Consider the following 25,269-nt stretch of genomic DNA (forward strand, 5'->3'; position numbering starts at 1 on the left):
CCCTCCTTTGAAAAAGGAGGGTCAGGGAGGATTTCTTAAATCGCTGTACGCTCTTCAATACCATTATTGGTCGCAACAATCGCAATATCCGCTTTATTGATCGCGAAAATACCGTTACATACGACGCCTGGAATGTCATTAATCGTTTTTTCCAGCTCAAGCGCATTCAGAATATTCAGGTTATGCACATCCAAAATAACATTTCCATTATCAGTCACTACACCTTCACGGTAAGCAGGATCACCACCTAATGCCACCAACTTACGTGCGACTGCTGAACGTGCCATTGGAATCACTTCAACAGGTAATGGGAAATCACGACCCAACTGCTCTACCCATTTCGAATCATCGACGATACATACGAATTTTTTCGCAATCGACGCCACGATTTTTTCACGTGTAAGCGCAGCACCACCACCTTTGATCATGTGCATATGACGGTCAATTTCATCAGCACCATCGACATAGGCATCTAAACCGCCCACGCTATTCATATCAACCACTTCAATGCCTAATTTTTTCAGACGCTGTGCAGTCGCTTCAGAACTTGCAACAGCAGCTTCCAATTGCAGTTCTGGTAAAAGGTCAATTAAAAAGTTAACGGTACTACCTGTACCTACGCCTAAAATGCCCCCTTTTGGTAAGTGTTTTAAAGCCGCTTTGGCTGCAGCTTGTTTTTTCTCATCTTGGGTTGCATATAGACTCATGACATCACTCAACTAATTTGGACTTTTGCAGTAATTTTAAACCGCAAAGCCGTGTGGTTTGTTACAATAGAGTCTTATTTTAAACTGTTAGATGGAAAATTAACATGCTGTCTCGTTTGGTTCGACAAATTTTACAAGCAACGGTCTACGATGTTGCAATCGAAACCCCACTCGAAGCAGCGCCACGAATTAGCGAACGCTTAAATAATAACATTCGCTTTAAACGTGAAGATTTACAACCGGTCTTTTCATTTAAACTACGCGGTGCCTATAACCGTATTAGTCAATTACCGAAATCACAACTCGAACGTGGCGTTATCACAGCTTCAGCAGGCAACCATGCACAAGGCGTGGCACTGTCAGGGAAAAAGCTGGGTATTCGCGCGATTATTGTGATGCCAAAGACCACGCCCGACATTAAAGTCCAAGCAGTAAAACGTTTAGGGGGTGAAGTAGTATTACATGGTGATTCATTTGACGTTGCCAACAAATATGCCATTCAACGTGCCGAAGAAGATGGCATGACCTTTATTCCGCCTTATGACGACGAACTGGTGATGGCAGGTCAAGGTACGATTGCCAATGAAATCCTGCGTCAATGGCGCGATGTAGAATATGTCTTCGTTGCTGTTGGTGGTGGTGGCCTGATTGCCGGTGTTGCAGCGTACTTGGGAGATGTGGCTCCGCATGTCAAAGTGATTCCTGTGGAATATGATGAATCCGCGTGCTTAAAAGCGGCCTTAGAAGCCAATGAACGTGTGATTCTTCCATCTGTCGGTTTATTTGCCGATGGTACTGCGGTGGCACAAATTGGTGAAAAACCATTTGATGTGATCCGTCTGCAAAAATCAGATAATTCTGGCCCAATTGTTGAACCTGATGTGGTACTGGTCAATACCGATGAAGTCTGTGCAGCAATTAAAGATACTTATGATGAATGCCGTAGCATCGTAGAACCGTCAGGTGCAATGGCATTGGCCGGTATCAAAAAATATGTCGCTGAACACGGCATTCAAGGCAAAAACATCGTATCGATTGTTTGCGGTGCGAACATGAACTTCGACCGTCTGCGCTATATTGCCGAACGTACAGAACTCGGCGAACGCAAAGAAGCTATCTTTGCCGTAACTATTCCAGAAGAAAAAGGTTCATTCCTGAAATTCTGCCGTGCACTACAAGGCCGTAATATCACAGAGTTTAACTACCGTTCAAGTGATGCTTCTGCAGCTCAGGTCTTTGTCGGTATCAGCCTGAAAAATGGTGAAAAAGAACGTCAGGAAATCTATGAAAACCTGAAATTCGACTACGATGTTGATGATCTGTCTGATGACGAAGTCGCAAAACTACATATCCGTTACCTGATTGGCGGTCATGCCGATATTGAAAATGAACGCCTGTTCCGCGTGGAATTCCCGGAACGTCCAGGTGCCCTGCTAATGTTCCTGGAACGTCTTGGCCCAACGCATAACATCACCCTGTTCCATTACCGTAACCACGGCGCTGCAGAAGGTCGCGTACTGGTCGGCCTGGAAGCAGAAGATGCACAGCAAAATCCAGATGGTTTGATTGAGACATTGGAAAGCATTACTTATCCATATGAAGAAATCACCAACAACCTGGGTTATCAGCGTTTCTTGAAATAATCAGTTTGATATAAACCGCCTTTCGAGGCGGTTTTTTTATGTCCAGCTAAAAAAATGTATGAAGTATTTATGTAAGGCCAGATAGCTGAAAACTATAAAAATCTTTAAGATACGCACTTAGACATGAACTAATTTGAAATAAAAAGATTTAGGGAAATATGCATGGCATTATTTGCAGTCATTGGGCTGGGCAGCTTCGGTGCAACAGTAGCGACTCAACTGATCAGCCTGAAACATGATGTGATTGGAATCGATCTCGATAAAAAATATGTGGAAAATATTTCCGATCAGCTTACCCATGCGGTGATTGCCGATGCAACCGATGAGCATGTCCTGGATGAACTGGATATCCAGCGCTGTGAAGCAGTCGTAGTCGCGATTGGTGAAGATATTGAAGCCAGCATTCTGTGTGTACTGCATCTAAAAAATATGGGTGTAAAGAAAATTTGGGCCAAAGCCAAATCCAAAGCCCACCATATGATTTTGACTCATCTGAATGTCGAAAAAATTATTCACCCAGAAGAAGATATGGGCGTTCGTGTGGCACAATCACTCAGCTACCCGATGGTTAGCCGTTATATGTCACTTGAAGATGATCATTATATTGTCAAGATCGAGATTCATGCCGATCATCATGACACTCCCTTACACCAGTTAATGAGTCAGGTTCCCGAAATTAAAGTTCTTTTACATAAACGCGGCACTGAAATACAACATATCGTGGATCTTGAGCTGCTACTTAAGGAAGGTGACATTCTGGTGGTCGAAGGATTACTAGAGCCTCTACGCCGTTTGTCCAAGCATTTTAAGGCCATATGAAAAGCTCAAATTTAAACCAGAACAGGATTGTCAATCTCAGTCCACCGAGTCTGCTGGCCTTAGGTTTTCTCGGACTGATTTTTATTGGTTCTTTATTACTGATGCTGCCCTTTGCGCATCAAACTGAAATCAGCTGGTTAGAAGCGATTTTTACAGCAACTTCTGCAGTGACAATTACCGGGCTATCTGTGGTCAATGTTGGTGAAGCTTATACACCCTTTGGGCAGGTCGTGATTATGTTCCTGCTGCAATGTGGTGGCCTCGGTTTTATGACCTTTGCCATACTCGCTTTTATGAGTCTGTCACCTAAACTTGGTTTAAGACAGCAAGTGATGGCACAGGAATCTATTGGCCAGACCAGTTTGAAGAAAGTCAGTTTTACCATTAAAGCGGTATTCCTATATTCCCTGTTTTTCGAAGCCATTGGCACCCTAATTTTAACCATGGCGTGGCTGGAAGATTATCCTTTTGGTGAAGCACTGTTTTATGCGGCTTTTTATAGTGTTTCTGCGTTTAATAATGGCGGATTTTCCCTTTTCCCCAATAGCTTGATGAGCTTTTCCGGCCAGTATTTCGTGACCTTTACGATCAGCATGCTGTATATCATTGGCGGGATCGGTTTTCTGGTTCTGATGGATGTAAAACAGAATAAAAGCTGGCGCAAGCTTAGCCCGAATAGCAAGCTGATTCTAACGACGATTATGGGCCTTAACCTGAGTGCTTTTATTGTACTCTGGCTATTAGAAGCCTCTAATCCACAGACTTTAGCGCTGATGAGTGTAGGTGATCAGGCACTCAATGCCTGGTTCCATGCCACTGTTCCCCGCTCTTCGGGTTTTTATAGTCTGCCCATGGACCAGATGAGCGATGCCTCAAGTCTAGTCACCATTTTTTTAATGTTTATTGGTGGCGGTTCCTTAAGTACGGCGGGCGGAATTAAAGTTGGTACCTTTATTATTGTGGTGATCAGCGTAATCAGTTTTCTACGCCGTGAAGATGAAATCCGCTTGTTCAATCATTCTATTTCTGAGAAAACTACTTTTAAAGCCTTAGCGGTTGTGTGTATTACTGCAGGTCTGGTCATGACCGGTTTTATGAGTTTACTCATTCTAGAACCCGATCATGATTTTTTAGATTTGCTGTTTGAGGCGGTTTCTGCCGCCTGTACAGTTGGATTAACACGTGGTGTCACTGGAGAATTGCAGCCAGCGAGTTTAATCATTCTGATGCTGATGATGTATGCGGGTCGTCTAGGACCTTTGACCCTTGCCTATTTAATTGCAACACCGAAGAAAAGCCGTCTTAAACATCCGCCTTCAGAAATTCAGATTGGTTAAGATTTAAATGAATAGGTATAAGCAAAAAAACCACGCCTAAGCGTGGTTTTTTACATGAAACAGATTAGTACCAATTCATTAAGGATACACCCAAGCCCACATAGGTCGCACGGTGATTATAATCAATCAGACTTTCACCATAACCATCAAAGAGCTGGAATTGACCGCGTAGACGCCCACTGATCGGAAATGACCAGTCAAACTGGACTGCACCACGGTTATCATCTCCACCTTTTAGCGTATGACGCAACATCAGGGAAAAATCGTGGGCATTATGACGATAAAATGCAGTTAAATCCCCACGCCCGATATAGTTTTTAATCTCGGGATTATTGTCATCAGCCCGGTCTTCTTCAATACGATACCAAGGGCGCAGCATCATGGCGAAGTTGTCTTTTTCAAAACCGAGATTCAGCATTACCCGGTTCCAGCTACGAGATAATGGATCGGAACGGCCATTAGACTGGTGATTAAGCGTCAATCCCAGCATACGCCAGTTCAAACCAAACAGATCATAATTGGTACGGAAGATCAGGCTGGCTTCGGGCTCATAATTGGTTTCACGAAATGGTCGGGACTCTTCCGAGTTATACACCTGCCAACGTGAAGACTGGGTATAGCCCAGCCAGAGATCACCGTTATCACCCAGAATATTTTCAACCGCCTTGGTTTTTAAAGATAACTGGAATTTCCCTTCAATCGAGGTCAAATTCTGGTCTTCTTTAACCGTGTTATTTGGGTTTTCGCTTTGCGGAAACTCGTTTTTCTTGGAAGTCCAGAATCCTGGCATCAGATAAATCGGCTGATAGGAACGGATATTCCAGGTACCCAGTTTACTTTCTGGCGACAATTCCCAACGGCTATCCAGCAAGGATAAAGCCGGAGTCAGCTTTGATCCTTCAGAAGCATAGATATTGGAAACGGTCTGTTCAATTTTCGCTTTGAGGTTGTCGGGTTCGGGCGCAATTTCTATGGCTGCACGCCGTTCAGAAACAATATCAGGCTTACTATCGGCCGGTATTTTAAATACCGCATCATAACAGGCCAAGCGTTCTGAATTGGTTTCAACCGCAGAGCAAGCCTCAGCCGTTGCCGGCATCGGACTACTCGCTACAGTTTTATCTTCCGCATTAACTTGCGTCCCAACTGCACAGCCAAGCAAAACGCCTAGCTGCAAAGTTGAGCGCTTAATAGAATTAAGCGCCATCCTCTATCCTCATTGTTTTTATTTATTGAACTTGCTGAATTGTAAAGCCGAGTTGTTCTAAAGTTTCTCGTTTGGCAAATGGCGCAACCACCGCTTTTGAAGCTTGCTGTTCAACCAGATAAGTCTGTGCGACACGTTCCAAATCATCTAAAGTGACATGCAACAAACGTTCTCGAAGCTGTTTATGGAATGCTGGCGTACGTTGATGCAGGTAGGCATAACAGGCTGTAATCGCTTCACCTGCTGGTGACCCCGGTTTGTCCATACTGGCAATTAAACCCAAGATGGCTTCTTCCAGCTGATGCGGTTGTTGAGGTGCGTTAAGCAACCATTGGATACTTGCATCAAAGTCCTGGAAAGTCTCTGCTAAGCGTGGATCGCGATAACTATAGAAGCGGAAAGAACATGCATTTCCGTCATAGCTTGCGCCACCACCATAAGCACCGCCTTTTTCACGGATTGCGCTATGCAGATAACCATTACGCAAGTAGCCTGCCAATACCATCAAGGCAGCAGCATCAGGATGTGAAACTTCTACCGCAGGATAAGCTGCTGCACAGAACTGCACATTAGTCTGAATCAACCAGGCTTCATCATTGCTATGATTAACTTTTTCAACCTGAGTCAATTCTGCAGGTGCAGTATTCACTTCCAGTTTGTCCCACACGTTTTGAATTTCTTCAATCAGACGCTCAGACTGCTGTTCTTCACACACCAACAGGAATTGTTTTGGCGCTTGTAGCAAGACTGCATGAATGCGTTTTAATTCCTCAATCATGGCGTCATAAGCTGCTGGATCTTTTTCAGCGTGATTGACCAAGTTAATCAGCCAGTTCAAGGCACCCAGACCGGTATTATGATAATCACGCAAGGCTAGAGCACTATGCTGACGTGATGCTACTTGCATCGCATAGCTATGACCAGAACCGGAAATACGCGACTGCCAGCGAGTTTTACGCTGTTGTAATAACTCAATAATACGGCCTTTTTCATCAAAGCGTAGCTGCTCGAAACCGATTTTTAACAGACGGATCGCATCCAGATGGCTAGCCAAAGATTTAGTCGTTAAAGTTAGCCACGCACTGATCTTGTTTTTGTCATCCACTTTAGAACGCAATGAAGCGCCCATGCCCAGACCACCACTGACTGCTGTTTGCAGTTGCTGGAATTGCAGGTAATCATATTCACCCGCACCAACTTCACCCATTAAAATAGACAACAGGTTGAAATACGGTGATTGCACCACTTCATCTGGAATTTTCACCAACACCTGTTGGTAATAAATCCCATTGGTACCTGCATGATAAAGATTCAACGGCGTATCTACGCAGTTACAGATAATCTCACGCAACTGGCCTTGAACAATCTGCAATTCCGCAGGCACATCTTCCAGACCCACCTTAGGTAACAGATTCAAATCATCTGGAGTATCTTGGCGGATATTTAACGCTTCAGTTTGAGCATTGATCTCTGCTTTTTGCTCTTCAGTTAAAGCTTTACCAATTTCAGCCAGACGTGCTTTTTCTTCTTCCGCTTCTTTGGCAGATTTAGTTGCATCTGGAACTAAAGTCAGTTGAACACGGTGCGGGTTATCTAAAAGATGATCTTTAATCAGATTCGACAGCCACATTGGATCTTGCAACTCTTCTTTTACTGAAGCAATTGCAGAGTCCACATCCCAGACTTCAACTGGATCACGATGGTGAATTGCACTGCTTAAGCCGCTTAAAATCAGGCTTAGACCATACGGTGTACCATCACCATTGATTTCACGCTGATGCAATTCGATCTGATGTAGGATCGCATCTACTGCCTGTTGATCAACAGGTTTAGAGGCAACTTCTTCCAGAACTTTGAAAACTCCGTTTTTGAATTCTTCAGCATGTTCAGGGTTTGAACCTTGAACCGCGCAGTAGAAGGTCATTTCAAAGTTGGAATCATCTACGCCCATGAATGGGCCAGTTGACTGTGCATAACCACAGGTTTCCAAGTAATGACGTAAGGGAGATGCTGAATCTTCCAGCAAAATCCCTTCTACGAGACGCAAGCCTAAACGTAACTTGATATCACTCGCTTCTGGCAATAACCATGACAATACGTGATAAGTCTTGTCCTTCAGATCTTCCCCATCAACTGCATAGGTTTCTGTCACATTGAGTGGCGCAGTTAAACGGGTTTCTGGTATTGAATAAAGTGTTTCACCTTTTTCAAATTTAGACAGCGCCAGATTTTCAAACTGTTCCTGTAACTCAGCAGCAGATTTATTACCAAAGGTCATAAATACAGCATTACTTGGGTGATAATGCGTTTTATAGAAGTTCACCAGCTCTTCATAAGTCAGGTCTGGAATATCTTTAGGATCGCCGCCTGAGTTGTAGTGATAAGTGGTGTCCGGGAATAAGTGATGCGCCAAAGTATGATAAAGCTGATCTGAAGGTGAGCTCATTGCCCCTTTCATTTCATTAAATACCACACCTTTATATACCGGTTCGCCATTTTCCAGTTCAATACGGATGCCTTCCTGAGCAAAATCCAACGGATTCAGGTTCGCAGCGAAAGCCGCATCCATATACACTTCTAATAAGTTCTGGAAGTCTTTATCATTTTGAGTTGCGAATGGATAAGCCGTCCAGTCTGCCGCTGTAAAGGCATTCATAAAAGTATTAAGCGAACGGCGAATCATCAAGAAGAACGGATCACGTACCGGGAATTTTTCTGAGCCGCACAGTGCGGTATGTTCCAGAATGTGCGCTTCACCTTTTGAATCCATTGGCTGGGTGCGAAACGCAACCAGAAAAACATTTTCATCGTGATTGGTCGCCAGATGATAATGGGTGGCGCCAGTCACTTTATGCTTATATTCAGACACTAAAATGTCTAAAGCTTCAACATGTTGTTGACGTACCAACTGAAACGCAGGATGTACAGTTTGAGAAATGGTTTCAGTGACATCTACAGTCATGCGATCTCCTAATGCTTAAATTAAAAAATTATTATTCGCATTATAGCTGTAGTTGTTTGAATTATTCACGCAGAAAACCGAGGATTTTGATCGAATTAAGTAAACCTGATCATCTGATTTTTAAATGATCAGGTTTGGCAATGATCTCTAGATCATATACTTGAAATAGTTATAACTCGGGTGGTTTTCAACAAAGACATAGTTCTGTTTTTGATAGAAACTGGCGGCCAGTTTGGTATCGGTCTGTAAACAAAGTGCTGAATAAAATGGTCGTGCCAACTGCTCCAGATAAGCTAGAAGCTGCTTACCTACACCATGTTGACGATATTTTGGATGCACATAGAAGCGACGTACCCGGCCAATTCTTTCTTCAATGCCGTTATCGCCCCATTGCTGGTTTAAGCCGCCACAGGCAATCAGTTTATTGCCATCATAGGCACAGGCCAGAAATTCATTATTTTGACTGAAACAGTTTTTTCCAGTGCGGTATTCTTCAATTAACTTATCAATCAGGTCATAACCTTCTTTACGCGCCAGTGTCGCTAAAGTGTCAATCTGATCAGGGAGCTGCTCGGCTGTTACAATCTTAATATCCATATACCCACACTGTTTTAGATGATTGTTCAAATGTCGCACCAGTATAACTGCTTGGTACTCTAATCTTATAAATAAAATCCAACCTTTAAATCAATGGCTGCACTCGCTACCGTTTAAAAATAAATCAATTCTTAGACCAAAGATTCAAGCTGAATAAGTTACAGTATTTTTTAAAGTATTCTGAAAATGTTTCAGTGAACTACAGCAAACCCGAGCAATCGTGTAAACTTAGCACTTTCATTTTTAATGTGATATTTGGATATGTCTACTGTTGACCTTTTTGCGATTGGCAATGCGCTGATTGACCAGGAATTTAAAGTTTCTGATGAGTTTTTAACTGCACATCACTTGCAAAAAGGCACCATGCAACTTGCGGATGGTGAAGCTCAGGCTACTCTGTATCAAAACTTAAAAGCAACTCAAACTTATAAAGGTCAGGCTTCAGGCGGTTCAGCAGCCAATACTACAGTTGCATTTGCAGCTTTGGGCGGCTCTGCATTCTATGCCTGCCGTGTCGGTAATGATGATTTGGGTCATATCTATCTGCATGGCTTAAATGAAGCTGGCATTAAAACTACAACCCAATCGATTAGTGAAGGCGTAACAGGTACCTGTATGGTTCTGGTCAGCCCAGATTCTGAACGTACCATGCATACCTATTTAGGTATTACTGCTGAACTCACAGATGAACAGATTGACTTCCAGCCTTTAACAACTGCTAAATGGCTCTATATCGAAGGTTATCTATCCACTTCCGAAACAGCACGTCAGGCCGTAAAACAGGCGCGTGAAATTGCCAAAGCCAATAGGGTTAAAATCGCATTTACCCTTTCTGATCCTGCGATGGTGCAATATGCCCGTGCCGGTCTGGATGAAATGATTGCAGATGGCGTTGATCTCTTGTTCTGCAACCAGCAAGAAGCATTGATGTATACCGAAACAGATACCATCGAAGCAGCTCTGGCTAAACTCAAGGAATTAAGTCAATACGTTGTCATTACAATGTCAGCTGATGGTGCGCTTATTTCCAATAATGGTGAAACCTTTACTGTGCCGGGCCGTGCTGTAACTGCAGTGGATGCCAATGGGGCTGGCGATGCTTTCGCGGGTGCTTTTTTATATGCACTTAATGCGGGTCTTGGCTTAAAAACAGCAGCAGAACTGGCAATTTTGGTGTCTAGTCAAGTGGTAGCGCAATTTGGGCCACGACTGGCGGTTTCAGAATACACAGCATTATTAAAAGATGTTCTTAAGGAATGTGCTTAATGTTTAAAATTTGCATGACTGACGATATTCCAGAGCGTGAAGCACGCTCTTTTGAACTTCCGAATGGGGATACAATTTTTATTACCCAGCGTGATGGTTCGTTTTATGCTTACCAGAATATTTGTCCACATTTACAGGTAGAACTGGAATTTCTGGAAAACCAGTTTCTGGACCGTGATCAGGAATTTATTGAATGCTCTACTCATGGCGCGCTGTTCGTAGTCGAAAGCGGTGAATGTATTTCTGGACCTTGTCAAGGCCAATCACTTGAAAAAGTTGATATTACCGTGCATTCTGATGGCGGAATTTATCTTTCAGAATAATAGCTAAAACGGATTTTGCCATGCCTGAGTTTTTACTTAACTATAACCTGATGCCATTTCATCTCAGTTTATTGTTCATCATTCTGCTTGGCGTGGCAAAAACAGTTGCCTTCTATTTTAAGCTTAAACCCAGTCAACTCCTGGAACGCATTTCTCCATATGACTTTCAGAATGTTGAATGGCTAAATGTCAAATTTTCCAAAACCCTGATTGTTTTTTTCTTCCTGATGAATTTTAGCTTTTCCGGCTATTTTCTTCAGTTTCTGATCTATTCACAGGAATATCATTTCTTACCTGCCTATTACATCATTCTACCGGCATTGATCATTGCGATTTTCTTTACCGTATTTATGATTCATTGTCTGGATCAGGTTATTCCACCTAAATATAAAAAGAATGATGTAAACCTATTAGGCCGTTTAGCTACAATTTCAAGCGGTAATGCCCGTCCTGGCTTTTCTGCCCAAGCACGAGTTCGGGATGAGTATGGTCAGTTACACTATGTTCAGGTTGAACCTGAATTTGGCGAACTGGAATTTCAGTCTCAGATTATTTTAATCCGTCTTAGAAAATCGCATTATGTGGCCAAGAAGATCTGTAAATCCAACCGACTCTTTAGCTTGAATCTGGAAGAAGCTTAAAGAATTCAATAGAAAAAATCCCGGCTAAAAGTCGGGATTTTTTATTGGATAGATAGATTTATTTTTTAAACAAGCCTGAGACCATATTCAATACATTCTGAATATCATTATTGGCTTCCTGCTTGCTGGTTTGCTCACCTTGTGGTGTCAGTGAATCAATAATCTGCGGCAAGACCTGAGAAATGGCGCTATAGACATCCTGTTTAGGCACATGGGTCTGTTCTGCGACCTGTTCTACTTCCTGGTCATCAAACAGGTTTTGTACCTGCTGCGGATCGACATTGGCATTTTCACCCGGGCCAGTAGAGACCCAGTCATCAACCTGGCTATTTAAACCTTGTCCTTTGAGCTTATCCAATGCTCCTTGCAAACCGCCCTGTTTCTGAATCCAGGCCAAGACCAGTGGCAAGACAGCAATCAATAAAGTCTTTGTTGTTGAACTGCCACCCAGTCCAGAACTTGGTCGAGCGGAAGATTGGCTCCCACCGCCGAGCTGGCTGAGTACAGAACCTAAAATTGCACCTAGGCCATTTTGCTTGTTTTGCTGTTGTGAGTTTTGATGCTGCTGATTTTGATTCTGGTTTTGCTGATTAGCATTATTGATATGACCCAATACTGATCCAAGAATATCTGCCAATCCCCCTTGCTGGGATGAACGCTGCTGGGATTGAGCTTGGTTATTTCCTAAAGCTTGCTTGGCCAGCATTTCTACAATACTACTAAGATTGGTCATAACTCATTCCTGTATACGCCTTCTCTACAGAATAGAGTGTGAGTTCATATTTTCCATGCAGGATTTTGTTAATATTTGCAATACTGATATAAGTCCTTCCTAGCTTTCCAATTTTACCAGCGATATTTATCCCAGTTTTCAGGGTTAGCCCAGAATTTAGAGTTAAACCAGTCTGGCACATGTTTATAAGTTAAAATATTGAATTGCCAGAGTGCAAAATCCGCCCCATGAACCGTCTTGTCAATCAACTGGGTCAGACCTAAAGACCTGAGCAGTTTTTCATCCTGCAAGCGACTCACCACAACCAGACGTTTTGCAAATAAATCACGCATTTTAACCAGAATTTGACTCTTCTGCTGTTCTGACAATGCTAAGGTTTCAGGAGTGTCCAGCATCACTACTGCCAGGTCATAACGCTGTTGAAAAGGCAGATTTAAAACCTCAGATACGTTAAAATAGTGCCATTGAATAGATTGCTGAAACTGAGATTGGGTTAAATCCTGCCCGATACAAATAGCAGTATGAATTGGCTGTTCTTTGGCGAAGTCGTCTAGCATTGAAGTGATGACATTCTGTTCAGCCATGACTGCATCCTTATGATTTAAGTGAGTAATTTTTTATGGAACTTCAGGGCATTTGCCATAAAATGCACGTCGGTCTTACAGACCTTAGTGTAACTGATCAAAATACCCAGCGGGCAAATGTTGAATATAAATTAATATTAGATGGATCAGAAATTAACCTTCCATTCCAGTTAGGTCAGGAAATCGAGATTGAATGGACTGGAAATATCTATTGTGTTTCTTGCGGCAAAAAAACTTCTAAATCATTCTCACAAGGCCACTGTTTTAAATGTTTTAAAACTAAAGCGTCATGTGATATGTGCATCATGAAACCAGAAACCTGCCATTATCATTTAGGCACTTGCCGGGAAGATGAGTTTGCACAGAATGTCTGCTTCCAACCACATATTGTTTATCTGGCCAATTCTAGTGCTTTAAAAGTCGGAATTACCCGGATCAATCAAATGCCGACTCGTTGGCTGGATCAGGGTGCAACTCAAGCCCTTCCTATCATGAAAGTGGGTTCTCGCCGTCTTTCCGGTAAACTGGAAGTGATGTTTGGTACCCAAGTCGCAGATAAAACCGACTGGCGTAAATTACTCAAAGGTGAAGCGAAACCTTTAAATCTGATTGAAGTTCGCGATCAGTTGATTGAAGAATTTGCACCGAAAATCCAAACTATCCGTGAAGAGTTTAATCAGAATTTGCAGTTTAATGAGAATATTGAAGTTTTAGATAAGGAATTACCACGTGAGTTCATCTATCCGATAGAGCAATATCCAGAAAAAATCAAATCTCACAATTTAGATAAAACTCCAGTGATCCGAGGCAAACTACAAGGGATTAAAGGCCAATATCTGATTCTGGATACTGGTGTGATTAATATCCGTAAATATACAGGTTATGAGCTAATTTTTAGAGCGGAATAAAATGACCGGATTTCAGAAGAGAGTTATATGCTCTCTTCTTATTTTGGATATTATTTCTTACTTAAGAAAATAAAAAACCAGCCCGTAGGCTGGTTTTTTAAAAGCGAATCTTATTTGATTTTTGCGTGAGATTTTAAGTAACGCGTATAATCATCAAATTCTTGTTGACCACGAAGCTGTTGATACAATTTCACCAGCTCACTACGTTGCTCTGCACTTAAAACATCGATCGGATTTTTCTTCACTTCAGAAACTGCCACAACCACCAATTCATTTGGCATATTTGCTGTCGTTACTGACCAGTGACCTGCTTTAGGCGCTGGCACGCTAAATGCTGCACGTTGTACATCACGCTTAAGCAGACCTTCTGCGCGTGTATAGATGCCTGCATCTTCAAATACCAGTTTACCTTTCGCAACGGATGCTGCAGGCTTGGTTTTAAACTCATTCAATGCAGTTTGAACTTCAGCTTTGGCCGCAGCAAATGCTTTATCTTGAATCAGTTTCGCTTTTACTGCTGGTTTAGCTTCTGCCAGTGTCTGCTCCCCTGCTGCATGATAATTGCGAACTTTTACCCAAGCCACATCACCATTGGCTAACTGAATGCTTGAAGATGCATTACGGTCGCCATTTTTCACGTCATCGTTAAACAGTTTAACTTTGACAGCCGCATTACTTAGCAATGGATCACGTGTCGCAAGGGTCACACCATTTGCTTTCTGAACCTGAACGCCCTTCACTTCCTGAGCAACAACATCCAGCGAGTCCGCACTTACGACCATGTCATTCAGACTGTTTACCGTATCAGAGAATGCATTAGATTTTTTCGCTGTCAATACTTCTTCAGATAAACGTGCTTTTTGAGATTCAAACGATGGAACTGCTACATCAGGCAGTTGGACTGAAATAATATGGTAGCCATAATCCGTTTTAACAGGCGCTGAAACTTGACCAGATTTTAAAGATGCAACAGTCTGATCAAATGTAGTACCGAACACGCCTTTTTCATAGACAGCGATAGCACCACCTTTAGATTTAGATTCAGGATCTTCAGAGTATTGAGCTGCTGCTTGTGCAAAAGTGGTACCAGCTTTGATTTTAGCTGCAATTTCGTTTGCCAGTTTTTTGGCTACAGCATCGCTACGGCTATCTGCAGTCACTAGAATATGTTTAACCTCTGGTTTCACATTCTGCTTCTGGTCAGCCACAAATTTATTATAAGCTTCCTGCAATTCTGCATCAGTGACGGCTACATTGGCAGTATCAATATTGCTCGGCTTGATCACCACATAATCCACATCAACGCTAGTCGGTTGCTTGAACTGGGATTTGTGCTTTTCATAATATGCTGCAATATCAGCTTCTGATACTTTTACTGCTTTTTTATAGCTGTCCAGATTCACGCTAGCGATATGAATATGACGCTGTTCAGTTTGCAGATCTGCAATTTGCTGCATCTCAACCGGACTGACCAGTGGATAATCCATAAAAGTAGAAGACAGCATTTTCAGTGCATGATCTTTACGTAAACTTTCTACTAAAGCATTGTTAGTCATGCCGATTGATTTCAGGTAATTTTCATATAAAGCATTAGAAAATTTGCCATTCTCCTGGAAAGAAGGTTGCTGAGAAATCATTTGTGCAATTTGTTGGTCACTCAGGCTAATCCCGAGTTTTTCAGCCTGTTGCAAGAGCAATGTACGCGCAACCAGGGTATCCATCGCTTTTTGATCGATGAAGCTTTGATTTAATAAGGTTTCATCACCATTGGCATAACTTAAGTATTGTTGTTTGAATGATTTTGTCAGTGACTCTAATTCTTGTTTAGAGATATCAGTTCCATTGACTGATTTTGCTGCATCAGAATTCCCGCCGCTAAAATATCCTTCAATACCTACAAGCGCTAAAGGGGTTAAAAACAGAACGAGCAAGACCTTGCCCAACCAACCCTTAATAACTTTACGAAAAGATTCCATAAGTATTCCAATATTTTATTTGCAGAGGATTTTAACCGAAAAAACCCATTGAATGAATGTGTTAATCAAAACAATTAAATCTATCAATAAAAAACGCGCCAAAGAAGGCGCGTTTTAGGATTGAAGCAGCTTAAGCAACAGCGTCTTTTAAGCCTTTACCTGCTTTGAAGCTAGGTACTTTGCTTGCTTTAATTTCAAGAGTAGCACCAGTTTGTGGATTACGGCCAGTACGTGCAGCACGCTCTTTAACGCCGAAAGTACCGAAACCAACTAGAGTTACTGTATCACCCGCTTTTAAAGCTTCAGTAACAGAAGCAATTGTAGCATCTAAAGCTTTACCTGCGTCAGCCTTAGATAATCCCCCTTTCTCTGCAATTGCATCAATTAATTCTGATTTATTCATGAAAACTACGTCCTCTTAATATCGTTTATTTAAGGTCCAAGAATTTGTTTAAACTACCATAACGCCTTTATAGCAATGCTTTAGGTATAAACGCAATACTTATAAACCTCTTTTTTTTCAAAATATATGCGAAAAAAACATTGAATTATGAAGAAAATCATTTTGTGTGTATTTTTTCCGATAATTCTTTCTGTATTTTTTCTTGCTGCAAGGTCAATTCATCAACCTTGGCATGCAACTGAAGAATTAAACGCTCCAGATGTTGTACATCCTTCAGTGTGACTAATCCTATACGATTCAAGGAATGATGAACAGAGTTGTCGATCAGTTTTTCAACCTTATCTTTGGTATCTGTCACAGATTCGCGTGCTTTTTCGGAGACTTTTTCCACAGTTTGATCTGCAATATCGACTGTTTTGGATTCTAGCTCTTCTCCGACCTTGACCAGCGAGTCAAACAGTTTATTGCCTTCTTCCTCTGCCCGGGAAAATGCCCCAAGGCCAGCCAACCAGATCTGCTTGGTATATTTACGAAAATCCAGCATTGAACGTCGCTCTGAAGCAGACTTTGACTTACTCTTCACTGGTTTTTCAATCAATTCCTGATCTGTATCTTGTGTCGTTTTTGTTTTATCCATGTACACGACTCCTGCTTATTTTCTATGCAAATATCATAAAATTATCTACAAAATCACCGCATAATAGCAAATTAAGGGCTTGATAGATTTGCTAAACTGTTCTACAAAGCACTTTATTTCAAGTCTAATTTGATTTAACCCTGAAATCTTTTACTCAGCAGGATGCTTTTTCATTTTAATTTTCAGGTAAGGATTGGTTTTATATATGAGTGAATCGCAACAAAGTCAAAATCAACCACATTTGTTGCTTACGATGACTTTAATCGTTTTAGAAACAATATTCACGTTCATTCTCAAACATGACCGTGTTGTTGCTCTTCAGGCGAAGAAGTTTGTAGATGAGAATATTACAATAAAAATCAATAGTTATATTCCATATTTTGATTTCTATGTTCAGTTTACCAAAGACGGGCTGTTATTTGACTATAAAGCACCAGGCAGAGTTATTGATCTGGATGTTCGCACTACTTTAATGGATCTGATTAAGATCTTTATCTTTGGCAATCGCAGAAGCATTCGTGCAATGCGAATTGACGGTAATCAGGTTTTAAAAGACGAGTTCCGTGATTTACTGACTTTATTTGCCTTACCTAAAGTATTGTCCGACTGGAAACACTGGTTATCTGAACCACCGGCAGATGAGACCGATATTGTTTCATCAAGAAAACGTATTGCGCCTTTATTAAAGAAAATTGAAGATCAGCGTTCTAAAATTAATAGCCTGCAAGTTGAAGTTAAACAGTATCGCAACCGCATTAAACGTATGGAACGCCGTCAAAAGCGGATCAATATGGTCTTTAGTATAATCACAGTACTTTTGATTGCGTTATTAGTGTATAATTGGATCAGCGCGTAATTCTTTCATTTTCAGAAAATTAAATACGCTCGCCATTCACAAAAATAACTTGACTAATTTAGTCGGGATTCATAAAATCTACACATCTAGTCTAACCATGTGTATCGAATCATGCGCCTAACCACTCGCGGTCGCTACGCAGTGACTGCTCTACTTGATTTAGCTTTGCAGCCATCTGAACAAACGATCACGCTTGCTGAAATTGCAGCACGTCAAACTATTTCTGTTGCCTATCTCGAGCAGTTATTTGCGAAACTAAAACGTCATGGTCTAGTTTCGAGTGTTCGCGGTGCCAATGGTGGATATCATTTAGCACGCAGCGCAGATGAAATTACTGTGTTAGCAATTATTGAAGCTGTAAACGAAACAGTTGATGCGACTCGCTGTGACCATAAAGGCAACTGCCAAAATGGCGCGATGTGCTTGACTCATGATTTATGGCAAGAACTCTCCCACCACATTGCCGATTATCTCGCAAAAATCACCCTTGCTGACCTTGTAGCCCGTGACAACGTACAAACCGTGTCATTACGCCAAAATTCAGCAAACATTGATTCAGCCCTTTTATCGGTTACAGGTATTTGACATGAAACGTCCGATTTATCTTGACTATGCAGCAACAACTCCGGTAGATCCTCAAGTTGCAGAACGTATGATGGAATGCTTAACTTTCGAAGGCACCTTCGGTAATGCAGCATCTCGTTCACATGCTTATGGCTGGCAAGCGGAAGAAAAAGTTGAATACGCCCGTGAACAAGTGGCGAATTTAGTAAAAGCTGATCCGCGTGAAATCGTATGGACTTCAGGTGCAACTGAATCTGACAACCTTGCATTGAAAGGTGTGGCTCAGTTCTATGCATCTAAAGGCAAACACATCATCACTTCTAAAATTGAACATAAAGCAATTTTGGATACTTGTCGTGAGCTAGAGTCTGAAGGTTTTGAGATTACTTATCTTGAGCCGCAACCAAAAACTGGCTTAATTACCCCAGAAATGGTTGAAGCAGCGATTCGTCCGGATACCATTCTTGTTTCCCTGATGATGGTAAACAACGAAATCGGTACGACAACTGATGTTGCTGCGATTGGTGAAATCACCCGCGCGAAAAAGATTTTCTTCCACGTTGATGCTGCACAGGCTGCGGGTAAAGTTGAAATCGATCTTTCTCAATTGAAAGTCGATTTGATGAGCTTCTCTGCACATAAAATCTATGGTCCTAAAGGTATTGGTGCCCTGTTCGTACGTCGTTCACCACGTGTACGTCTAAAAGCACAAATGCATGGTGGCGGTCATGAACGTGGTATGCGTTCTGGTACTCTTGCAACTCACCAGATCGTTGGTATGGGTGAAGCATTTGAACTTGCAGGCAAAAATTTACAGTCTGAACAAGCTCGTTTACGTGTCCTTCGTGACAAGCTTTGGAATGGCTTACAAGGTCTTGAACAGGTATTCCTGAACGGTCACCCAACTCAAAACGTTGCAAACTACTTAAACGTAAGTTTCAATTTTGTTGAAGGTGAATCATTGATGATGGCACTGAAAGATGCAGCCGTATCTTCAGGTTCAGCATGTACATCTGCAACACTTGAACCATCTTATGTACTTCGTGCATTAGGTCTTTCTGATGAGCTTGCACACAGTTCGATCCGCTTCAGCTTTGGTAAGTACACCACTGAAGAAGATATCGATCACGTTTTAAATATCACTAAAGCTGCTGTTGAGAAATTACGTGAACTTTCTCCGCTTTGGGATATGTACAAAGAAGGTATCGACCTTTCTACAGTTGAATGGGCTGAGCACTAATTTTTGACTCTGAGATAGTTGTATTTACACTGCTATCTCATTGATAAAAAATTTTTAATCCCCATATTTATATTAAGGCTGACCCCGAGTTTTGGAGAAGCAACATGGCTTATAGCGAAAAAGTAATTGATCATTACGAAAACCCACGTAACGTTGGTGTTTTAGACAAAAATGCAGAAAACGTTGGTACTGGTATGGTCGGTGCACCTGCTTGTGGTGACGTAATGCGTTTACAGATCCAGGTAAATGATGAAGGCGTGATTGAAGAAGCACGTTTTAAAACTTATGGTTGCGGTTCTGCAATTGCATCCAGTTCATTAGTGACTGAATGGTTAAAAGGTAAAACCTTAGACCAAGCACAAGCAATCAAAAACATTGATATCGCAAATGAATTGGCTCTTCCACCAGTAAAAGTGCACTGCTCTGTACTGGCTGAAGATGCAATTAAAGCGGCTGTTGAAGACTACCGCAACAAGAAGTCTAAAGCTTAATCATTCGTTTTTTGAAGAAAGATTCACGGAGTTTTCATGATCCACTTAACTGAAAATGCAGCAACTCATATCAGCAATTACCTCAAAAGTCGCGGTAAGGGTGAAGGCATTCGTGTTGGTGTGAAAACTTCAGGCTGTTCTGGTCTTGCTTATGTTCTTGAGTTTGTCGACGAAGTCGATACTCATGACCAGGTCTTTGAACAGTTTGGTGTTAAAGTTTTCGTAGATCCAAAAAGTCTGGTGTATCTCGAAGGTCTAGAAATGGACTACGTAAAAAACGGCTTGAACGAAGGCTTCGAATTTAACAATCCAAATAAAAAAGGCGAATGTGGTTGTGGTGAGTCATTCACTGTCTGATTGCAGCAATAATTCTCTTTTTTCAGCATTAAAACAGTGTGAAATACACTGTTTTAATTGCATTTAGGCAGTTATTTTAATTGTCATCAAGCTTAATCATTTTTGCATATTAATCGCGGACTCTATCTCCCATGAATCATTTTGAGTTGTTCAATCTTCCTGTAGCACTCGATATTGATTTAGCCACTTTAAAAGCAGAGTTTTTAAAGTTGCAGCAACAATATCACCCCGATAAAGCTGAAGATAAAGATCAGGCTTTGATTAAATCAAGCGAGATCAACCAAGCATTCAAGGCTTTGTCAGCGGTTGATAGCCGTGCAGCTTATTTACTGTCTTTAAAAAAACAAGACTATCATCTGGATCAGTCTATTAGCGATTTTGAATTTCTTCAGGATGCGCTGGAAATTCGCGAACAATTAGATGAAGCCTCATCGGCTGAAGATCTTTCCTCTCTGAAAGTTGAAGTTCAGCAATGGATTGATGGTCTGGTTCGTGAGTTCAAAATCGACTATGAAGATGAAGACTGGAGTGAAGCTCGCGATACCGTGCGTAAACTGCGTTTCTTTGTTAAAGTCATGGCAGACATCGACAAAGCGGAAGACCGTTTCCTAGATGATGACAGCTTTGATCTTGATGATGAATTTTAATTTTTCTATTTAATTTTAACGTGCAAAGGATGTAACACTATGGCTCTCTTGCAGATTGCAGAACCAGGTCAATCAAGTGCACCACATGAACACCGCATTGCGATTGGTATCGATTTAGGCACCACCCACTCTTTGGTTGCCACGGTTCTTTCAGGTCAAGCCAAAGTACTCAAAGATGAACAAGGTCGTGTGTTACTTCCTTCTATCGTTCATTATGCAGCACAAAGCACTGAATATGGCGATGACGCCAAACCTTTTATTACCACCGATCCTAAAAATACGATTGTATCCGTAAAACGTTTTATGGGTCGCTCCCAAGCAGATATTAAATTCCAGCATCCTTATGCCTTGGTGGGCGAAGCGAATGAAATGCCGGCATTTGAAACTGCGCAAGGACGTAAAACGCCAGTTGAGATTTCTGCGGAAATTTTAAAGCAGCTTAAAGAACGTGCTGAAGCCAGCTTAAAAAATGAGATTAATGGTGCCGTGATTACGGTTCCTGCATACTTTGATGAAGCACAACGCCAGGCAACACGTGATGCCGCGCAACTGGCCGGTTTAAACGTTCTGCGTTTATTGAATGAACCAACGGCTGCTGCGGTAGCTTATGGACTGGATCAGGAAACTAACTTGAGCACAGATCGCAACTATGTGATCTATGACTTGGGCGGCGGTACCTTTGACGTTTCAATTCTGCGTTTCTCTCAAGGTGTGTTCGAAGTATTAGCGACTGGCGGCCATACTGCTCTGGGTGGTGACGATCTGGATCGCCTGATTCTAAAATGGGCTAAAAAACAGCTTAATATCGAAACCCTAGATGATGCTGAATATGCGCATTTCATTACTGCTGCGCGTAAAGCTAAAGAAGCATTATCTAATGCTGACTCAGTTGAATTAAAGCTGCTTGACCAAAGCCTGACTTTAGATCGTCCGACTTTTGAAGAAATCATCAAGGTTGCTTTGGATAAAACCATCAGCGTATGCAAGCGTGTCATGCGTGATGCCAAGCTGGAACTTGATGATATTCAGAATGTGGTGCTTGTAGGTGGTTCTACCCGCTCGTATGCCGTGCAAAAAGCAGTACGTGATGTATTTAACCAAGAACCTCTGTGCACCATTAACCCGGATGAAGTAGTTGCGATTGGTGCGTCAATTACAGCGAATCAGCTCATTGGCAACAGCAAAGATGGATCATTATTATTAGATGTGACTCCACTTTCTCTTGGTCTGGAAACTATGGGCGGTCTGGTTGAACGTCTGATTTCACGCAATACCGCAATTCCAGTTGCACGTCGCCAGGAATTTACAACGTATCAGGATGGCCAAACCGCTATGCTGATTCATGTGGTACAAGGTGAACGTGATCTGGTAGAACATTGCCGTAGCTTAGGCCGTTTTGTCCTGCATGGTATTCCACCAATGACCGCAGGTCAGGCACGCATTGAAGTGACTTTCCAAGTGGATGCGGATGGCTTATTAACCGTTTCTGCCAAAGAAATGACTTCAGGTGTGACTGCACAAATTGATATCAAACCATCTTACGGTCTGTCGAGTGAAGATACTGAACGTCTGCTGTTAGAAGGTTATCAGTTTGCTGAAGAAGATAAGAATCTTCGTCATTTGCAGGAAACCAAGGTGGAAGCACAACGTGAACTTGAAGCACTGGTTCAGGCATTGAAAGTAGATGCTCAATTGATGAATGAACAGCAATTGGCAGAACTGACTGCTGCGCAAGCACGACTTGAGTCCGAGCTACAAGGCACAGATATCAAAGCCATTGAATCTGCAGTAGAACAGCTTAAAATACATAGTGATGCATTTGCTGCTCTGCGCATGAATCAACATATTGATGCTGCCCTTAAAGGCACTAAACTCGACGATTGGTCAAACTCAAACTAATTTAAGGTAAAGACTATGCCACGTATTAAAGTTCTTCCACATGCGCAAATTTGCCCTGAAGGCGCTGAGTTTGAAGTTGAACAAGATGCCAATCTATGTGAAAGCATGCTGAAAAACGGAATCAAGATTGAACATGCGTGTGATATGTCATGTGCATGTACCACTTGCCACGTAATTGTTCGTCGCGGTTTCGACAGCCTTGAAGAAATGAATGATGTCGAAGCTGATTTGCTCGATCGTGCTTGGGGTTTAGAGCCTGATTCCCGTCTGTCTTGCCAAGTGAAGATTGTGGATGAAGATCTGGAAGTTGAAATTCCAAAATATACCATCAACCATGCTTCAGAAAATCACTAAGATTCTGCAATCAAAAAACCACGCTTAGGCGTGGTTTTTTTTATGGTCTTTATCATTTATTTAAATCATAAAAATTAGATGACTTTTGATCGTTCAGCTGCTCGAAATGCTTCTTCAGCAGACAAAGGTTCAATGACTTCATCTTCAAGTTTTAATTTCACAATTCCTTGAGAGTTGGTCAGTTGCTGTTGGGTTTGAATGCGTTTAATCATTTTCTCCAGCACATGCAGCAACTCTGGATAATCATAGTTTTGCACTTCATCCAGATTTAACAGTAAATGGAAACCTTTATATTCATAATCAAACCAGCGCTGATATTCAACTTTCTGGAAGGCATATTTTTCCATCACTTGCCAGGTGCGTACCGGCGCCTTAATCCCTTTCAGGAAAATTGGCTTTTTAGGTGCACATAGATAATCATTTTTGATCAGGTTATGGGTATCTTCAGAAATCAGGATTTCATCAACTTCCGCAGCACTTTGTAAGCGTGCAGCCAGATTGGCATCACGACCAACAATGGTATAGGCCATACGGTGATTGGCACCATAGTTCCCCACGTGACAATAACCGGTCGAAATCCCCATACGGATATGTAATGGCGGATAACCCATTTTAATCCAGCGTTCGCGTAGTAATTTCATTTGCTGACGCATTGAAATCGCCATTTCCAGACAATTTTTAGCATCCTGCTCTACACCATCAGAGTGCGGATCGCCAAAGAAGATCAGGATGGCATCCCCCATGAACTTATCGACCGTTGCTTCATATTTTTTTGCGATTTCAGTCATATGGCTTAAATAGTCATTCAACAGGAAAGCCAAATCATCCGGAATCAGAGTTTCAGAAAGCTCTGTAAATCCCTGAATATCCGAAAAGAAAATCGTGAGTTTTTTACGTTTGTATTCGATCTTAGCTTCAGACTCGCCTTTCATGATGGATTGCCATAACTGCACTGGCGCATAACGGCTGAGCTGGTTAGCAAATTCCATATAACGGTTCATCTGGTCAAAATAATGATTTTTCTTTTGGGTCATATATTGCATACGACCGCTTTGATAGAAATTTCCGACACCAAAATAAGTAATCAAACAGATGAAACCTAGTACGGTGAGTTCGGTACTGGTGGGACTGAAATAGCTGGTAAACCCAAAAATGCCAATGGTAGACAGATAAAAGATCATGGTGCCAATCAGGCCAGCCAGTGACACCATCATGAACGAAATCTTGTTATTAATGGCGGTATATAGCAATGTGACCACTGCCAGTAGAGACAACACCAGATCCAGATGCACAGCTGCAAGTACAACCGATACGATAATCACATCTAGAACAAAGAAGAAATTACGTTTTAAATTATAGTCGTATTTATAAATCATCCACCGGGATAATTTCGGTGTGATCACCAAAACCAGTGCCAGAAATAACGGAACAAAAATCTGGTAATTGGTGTCCGGTTCCGTGTAGTGATAGACGATCAGAACCAGAGACAGCATGATATATCCCATCATCCGATGGAAATATTCAAACTGTTTTGGTTCCTGATGAATCCAGTCGTCTAATTGCACTCAATTACTCTCTTAAAGTCCAAAATCCTGAATGGACCATAAAATGTATGTCAACGCTTAGTCCATACGCCAGTCAAATGGCATATCTCCTTGACCGCGTAAAGCCAGCATCAAGGTTTGACGCATATGTGCCAATACTTCACTGCTATAAGGAACTGCTGGAGTGCCCCATACCGGCTTAGGCCATGCCACATCGTTTTGATAACGAACCACATGATGAAAATGCAGTTGCGGCACCATATTGCCCAAAGCTGCGACATTCATTTTGTCGGCACGGAATACACGCGCTAACTGGCTAGATAACCAGCTTGATTCACGTAAAAACTGCTCTTGGTCAGCTTGGCTCAATTCATATAATTCGGTAATGCCTGGTACACGCGGAACCAGAATCAACCACGGAAATTGCATATCATTCATCAAACGACATGTTGATAAAGGAAAGTCGCCTACAAAAAACGTATCTTGAGCAAGTTGTGGATGCAAACTAAACATATCTTTATAAATGATGCAAAATTAGAATGATGGCTAATACTACCATATACAATTGCGGCTG

At 41.8% G+C, this 25,269-nt stretch carries 26 protein-coding genes; 15 read left to right on the plus strand and 11 right to left on the minus strand.

Annotation, left to right across the window (positions count from 1 at the left end):
• Positions 1 to 35: 35 nt before the first annotated feature.
• Positions 36 to 707, minus strand: coding sequence for a ribose-5-phosphate isomerase RpiA (rpiA, locus tag FTV13_RS05570; RefSeq protein ID WP_159122734.1), 672 nt, complete (start codon positions 705 to 707; stop codon positions 36 to 38).
• 104 nt (positions 708 to 811) lie between these two features.
• Here rpiA and ilvA point away from each other — a divergent pair, with 104 nt between their 5' ends.
• The 3 genes from ilvA to FTV13_RS05585 all read left to right on the plus strand — a co-directional run bounded on the left by ilvA (position 812) and on the right by FTV13_RS05585 (position 4,506).
• Positions 812 to 2,350 (plus strand): threonine ammonia-lyase, biosynthetic, encoded by a 1,539-nt coding sequence (gene ilvA / locus FTV13_RS05575; RefSeq protein ID WP_179992338.1) that lies wholly within the window; start codon positions 812 to 814, stop codon positions 2,348 to 2,350.
• A gap of 162 nt (positions 2,351 to 2,512) precedes the next feature.
• Complete coding sequence (locus tag FTV13_RS05580; RefSeq protein WP_104426160.1) at positions 2,513 to 3,169, plus strand: TrkA family potassium uptake protein; 657 nt, start codon at positions 2,513 to 2,515, stop codon at positions 3,167 to 3,169.
• Positions 3,166 to 4,506, plus strand: a complete 1,341-nt coding sequence (locus FTV13_RS05585; protein WP_159122737.1) for a TrkH family potassium uptake protein — start codon at positions 3,166 to 3,168, stop codon at positions 4,504 to 4,506. Before FTV13_RS05580 ends, FTV13_RS05585 begins: the two co-directional genes overlap by 4 nt.
• Positions 4,507 to 4,570: 64 nt before the next feature.
• Here FTV13_RS05585 and FTV13_RS05590 read toward each other — a convergent pair whose 3' ends face one another.
• From FTV13_RS05590 to FTV13_RS05600, 3 genes are all read right to left on the minus strand, one after another.
• Positions 4,571 to 5,713, minus strand: a complete 1,143-nt coding sequence (locus FTV13_RS05590) for a phospholipase A (RefSeq protein ID WP_179992337.1) — start codon at positions 5,711 to 5,713, stop codon at positions 4,571 to 4,573.
• Between the two features lie 22 nt (positions 5,714 to 5,735).
• A complete protein-coding gene (locus tag FTV13_RS05595) occupies positions 5,736 to 8,675 on the minus strand; it encodes an insulinase family protein (protein WP_180011297.1) in 2,940 nt (979 codons plus the stop codon).
• Between the two features lie 147 nt (positions 8,676 to 8,822).
• On the minus strand, positions 8,823 to 9,272 hold the full coding sequence (locus tag FTV13_RS05600; RefSeq protein ID WP_034170350.1) for a GNAT family N-acetyltransferase: 450 nt from the start codon (positions 9,270 to 9,272) through the stop codon (positions 8,823 to 8,825).
• Positions 9,273 to 9,533: 261 nt separating this feature from the next.
• On the opposite strand from FTV13_RS05600, the gene FTV13_RS05605 reads away from it, so the two are divergent.
• The 3 genes from FTV13_RS05605 to FTV13_RS05615 are packed head-to-tail and all read left to right on the plus strand — an operon-like array spanning position 9,534 to position 11,502.
• Positions 9,534 to 10,538 (plus strand): adenosine kinase, encoded by a 1,005-nt coding sequence (locus FTV13_RS05605; protein ID WP_166136667.1) that lies wholly within the window; start codon positions 9,534 to 9,536, stop codon positions 10,536 to 10,538.
• Positions 10,539 to 10,552: 14 nt separating this feature from the next.
• Entirely contained in the window at positions 10,553 to 10,861 is a 309-nt protein-coding gene (locus FTV13_RS05610; RefSeq protein WP_373684488.1) for a Rieske (2Fe-2S) protein, read from the plus strand.
• 20 nt (positions 10,862 to 10,881) lie between these two features.
• Positions 10,882 to 11,502 carry an OB-fold-containig protein gene (locus FTV13_RS05615; RefSeq protein ID WP_179992335.1) on the plus strand — a complete coding sequence of 207 codons (621 nt, stop codon included), beginning with the start codon at positions 10,882 to 10,884 and terminating at the stop codon, positions 11,500 to 11,502.
• A gap of 58 nt (positions 11,503 to 11,560) precedes the next feature.
• On the opposite strand, the gene FTV13_RS05620 is transcribed toward FTV13_RS05615, so the two are convergent.
• Positions 11,561 to 12,235 carry a YidB family protein gene (locus FTV13_RS05620; RefSeq protein WP_179992334.1) on the minus strand — a complete coding sequence of 225 codons (675 nt, stop codon included), beginning with the start codon at positions 12,233 to 12,235 and terminating at the stop codon, positions 11,561 to 11,563.
• A gap of 113 nt (positions 12,236 to 12,348) precedes the next feature.
• Complete coding sequence (locus FTV13_RS05625; protein ID WP_004786043.1) at positions 12,349 to 12,819, minus strand: DUF6231 family protein; 471 nt, start codon at positions 12,817 to 12,819, stop codon at positions 12,349 to 12,351.
• Between the two features lie 35 nt (positions 12,820 to 12,854).
• Here FTV13_RS05625 and FTV13_RS05630 point away from each other — a divergent pair, with 35 nt between their 5' ends.
• On the plus strand, positions 12,855 to 13,727 hold the full coding sequence (locus FTV13_RS05630) for a DUF2797 domain-containing protein (protein ID WP_179992333.1): 873 nt from the start codon (positions 12,855 to 12,857) through the stop codon (positions 13,725 to 13,727).
• A 110-nt stretch (positions 13,728 to 13,837) separates the two neighbouring features.
• On the opposite strand, the gene FTV13_RS05635 is transcribed toward FTV13_RS05630, so the two are convergent.
• From FTV13_RS05635 to FTV13_RS05645, 3 genes are all read right to left on the minus strand, one after another.
• Positions 13,838 to 15,703 (minus strand): SurA N-terminal domain-containing protein, encoded by a 1,866-nt coding sequence (locus FTV13_RS05635; protein WP_180011299.1) that lies wholly within the window; start codon positions 15,701 to 15,703, stop codon positions 13,838 to 13,840.
• A gap of 130 nt (positions 15,704 to 15,833) precedes the next feature.
• Complete coding sequence (locus FTV13_RS05640) at positions 15,834 to 16,106, minus strand: HU family DNA-binding protein (RefSeq protein ID WP_004786051.1); 273 nt, start codon at positions 16,104 to 16,106, stop codon at positions 15,834 to 15,836.
• 157 nt (positions 16,107 to 16,263) lie between these two features.
• Positions 16,264 to 16,743 carry a phasin family protein gene (locus FTV13_RS05645; RefSeq protein ID WP_034170344.1) on the minus strand — a complete coding sequence of 160 codons (480 nt, stop codon included), beginning with the start codon at positions 16,741 to 16,743 and terminating at the stop codon, positions 16,264 to 16,266.
• Positions 16,744 to 16,948: 205 nt separating this feature from the next.
• Here FTV13_RS05645 and FTV13_RS05650 point away from each other — a divergent pair, with 205 nt between their 5' ends.
• The 8 genes from FTV13_RS05650 to fdx all read left to right on the plus strand — a co-directional run bounded on the left by FTV13_RS05650 (position 16,949) and on the right by fdx (position 23,151).
• Positions 16,949 to 17,599: a hypothetical protein gene (locus FTV13_RS05650; protein WP_104426168.1), complete on the plus strand. Its 651-nt coding sequence runs from the start codon at positions 16,949 to 16,951 to the stop codon at positions 17,597 to 17,599.
• A gap of 111 nt (positions 17,600 to 17,710) precedes the next feature.
• Positions 17,711 to 18,184: an Rrf2 family transcriptional regulator gene (locus FTV13_RS05655; protein WP_004786058.1), complete on the plus strand. Its 474-nt coding sequence runs from the start codon at positions 17,711 to 17,713 to the stop codon at positions 18,182 to 18,184.
• A 1-nt stretch (position 18,185) separates the two neighbouring features.
• Entirely contained in the window at positions 18,186 to 19,403 is a 1,218-nt protein-coding gene (locus FTV13_RS05660) for an IscS subfamily cysteine desulfurase (protein ID WP_166136649.1), read from the plus strand.
• 104 nt (positions 19,404 to 19,507) lie between these two features.
• On the plus strand, positions 19,508 to 19,894 hold the full coding sequence (iscU, locus tag FTV13_RS05665) for a Fe-S cluster assembly scaffold IscU (protein ID WP_004786061.1): 387 nt from the start codon (positions 19,508 to 19,510) through the stop codon (positions 19,892 to 19,894).
• Positions 19,895 to 19,930: 36 nt separating this feature from the next.
• On the plus strand, positions 19,931 to 20,251 hold the full coding sequence (gene iscA / locus FTV13_RS05670) for an iron-sulfur cluster assembly protein IscA (RefSeq protein ID WP_004786063.1): 321 nt from the start codon (positions 19,931 to 19,933) through the stop codon (positions 20,249 to 20,251).
• A gap of 131 nt (positions 20,252 to 20,382) precedes the next feature.
• Positions 20,383 to 20,898: a Fe-S protein assembly co-chaperone HscB gene (gene hscB / locus FTV13_RS05675; RefSeq protein ID WP_104426170.1), complete on the plus strand. Its 516-nt coding sequence runs from the start codon at positions 20,383 to 20,385 to the stop codon at positions 20,896 to 20,898.
• A 39-nt stretch (positions 20,899 to 20,937) separates the two neighbouring features.
• Positions 20,938 to 22,797 carry a Fe-S protein assembly chaperone HscA gene (gene hscA / locus FTV13_RS05680; protein ID WP_179992329.1) on the plus strand — a complete coding sequence of 620 codons (1,860 nt, stop codon included), beginning with the start codon at positions 20,938 to 20,940 and terminating at the stop codon, positions 22,795 to 22,797.
• A gap of 15 nt (positions 22,798 to 22,812) precedes the next feature.
• Entirely contained in the window at positions 22,813 to 23,151 is a 339-nt protein-coding gene (gene fdx / locus FTV13_RS05685) for an ISC system 2Fe-2S type ferredoxin (protein ID WP_034702567.1), read from the plus strand.
• Between the two features lie 74 nt (positions 23,152 to 23,225).
• Here fdx and FTV13_RS05690 read toward each other — a convergent pair whose 3' ends face one another.
• Complete coding sequence (locus FTV13_RS05690; protein ID WP_159122747.1) at positions 23,226 to 24,716, minus strand: adenylate/guanylate cyclase domain-containing protein; 1,491 nt, start codon at positions 24,714 to 24,716, stop codon at positions 23,226 to 23,228.
• 57 nt (positions 24,717 to 24,773) lie between these two features.
• A complete protein-coding gene (locus FTV13_RS05695) occupies positions 24,774 to 25,208 on the minus strand; it encodes an HIT domain-containing protein (RefSeq protein ID WP_004786072.1) in 435 nt (144 codons plus the stop codon).
• Positions 25,209 to 25,269 lie beyond the last annotated feature (61 nt).

This window comes from Acinetobacter sp. YH12235, assembly GCF_013417705.1.
In the GTDB taxonomy this organism is placed as follows: Bacteria; Pseudomonadota; Gammaproteobacteria; order Pseudomonadales; family Moraxellaceae; genus Acinetobacter.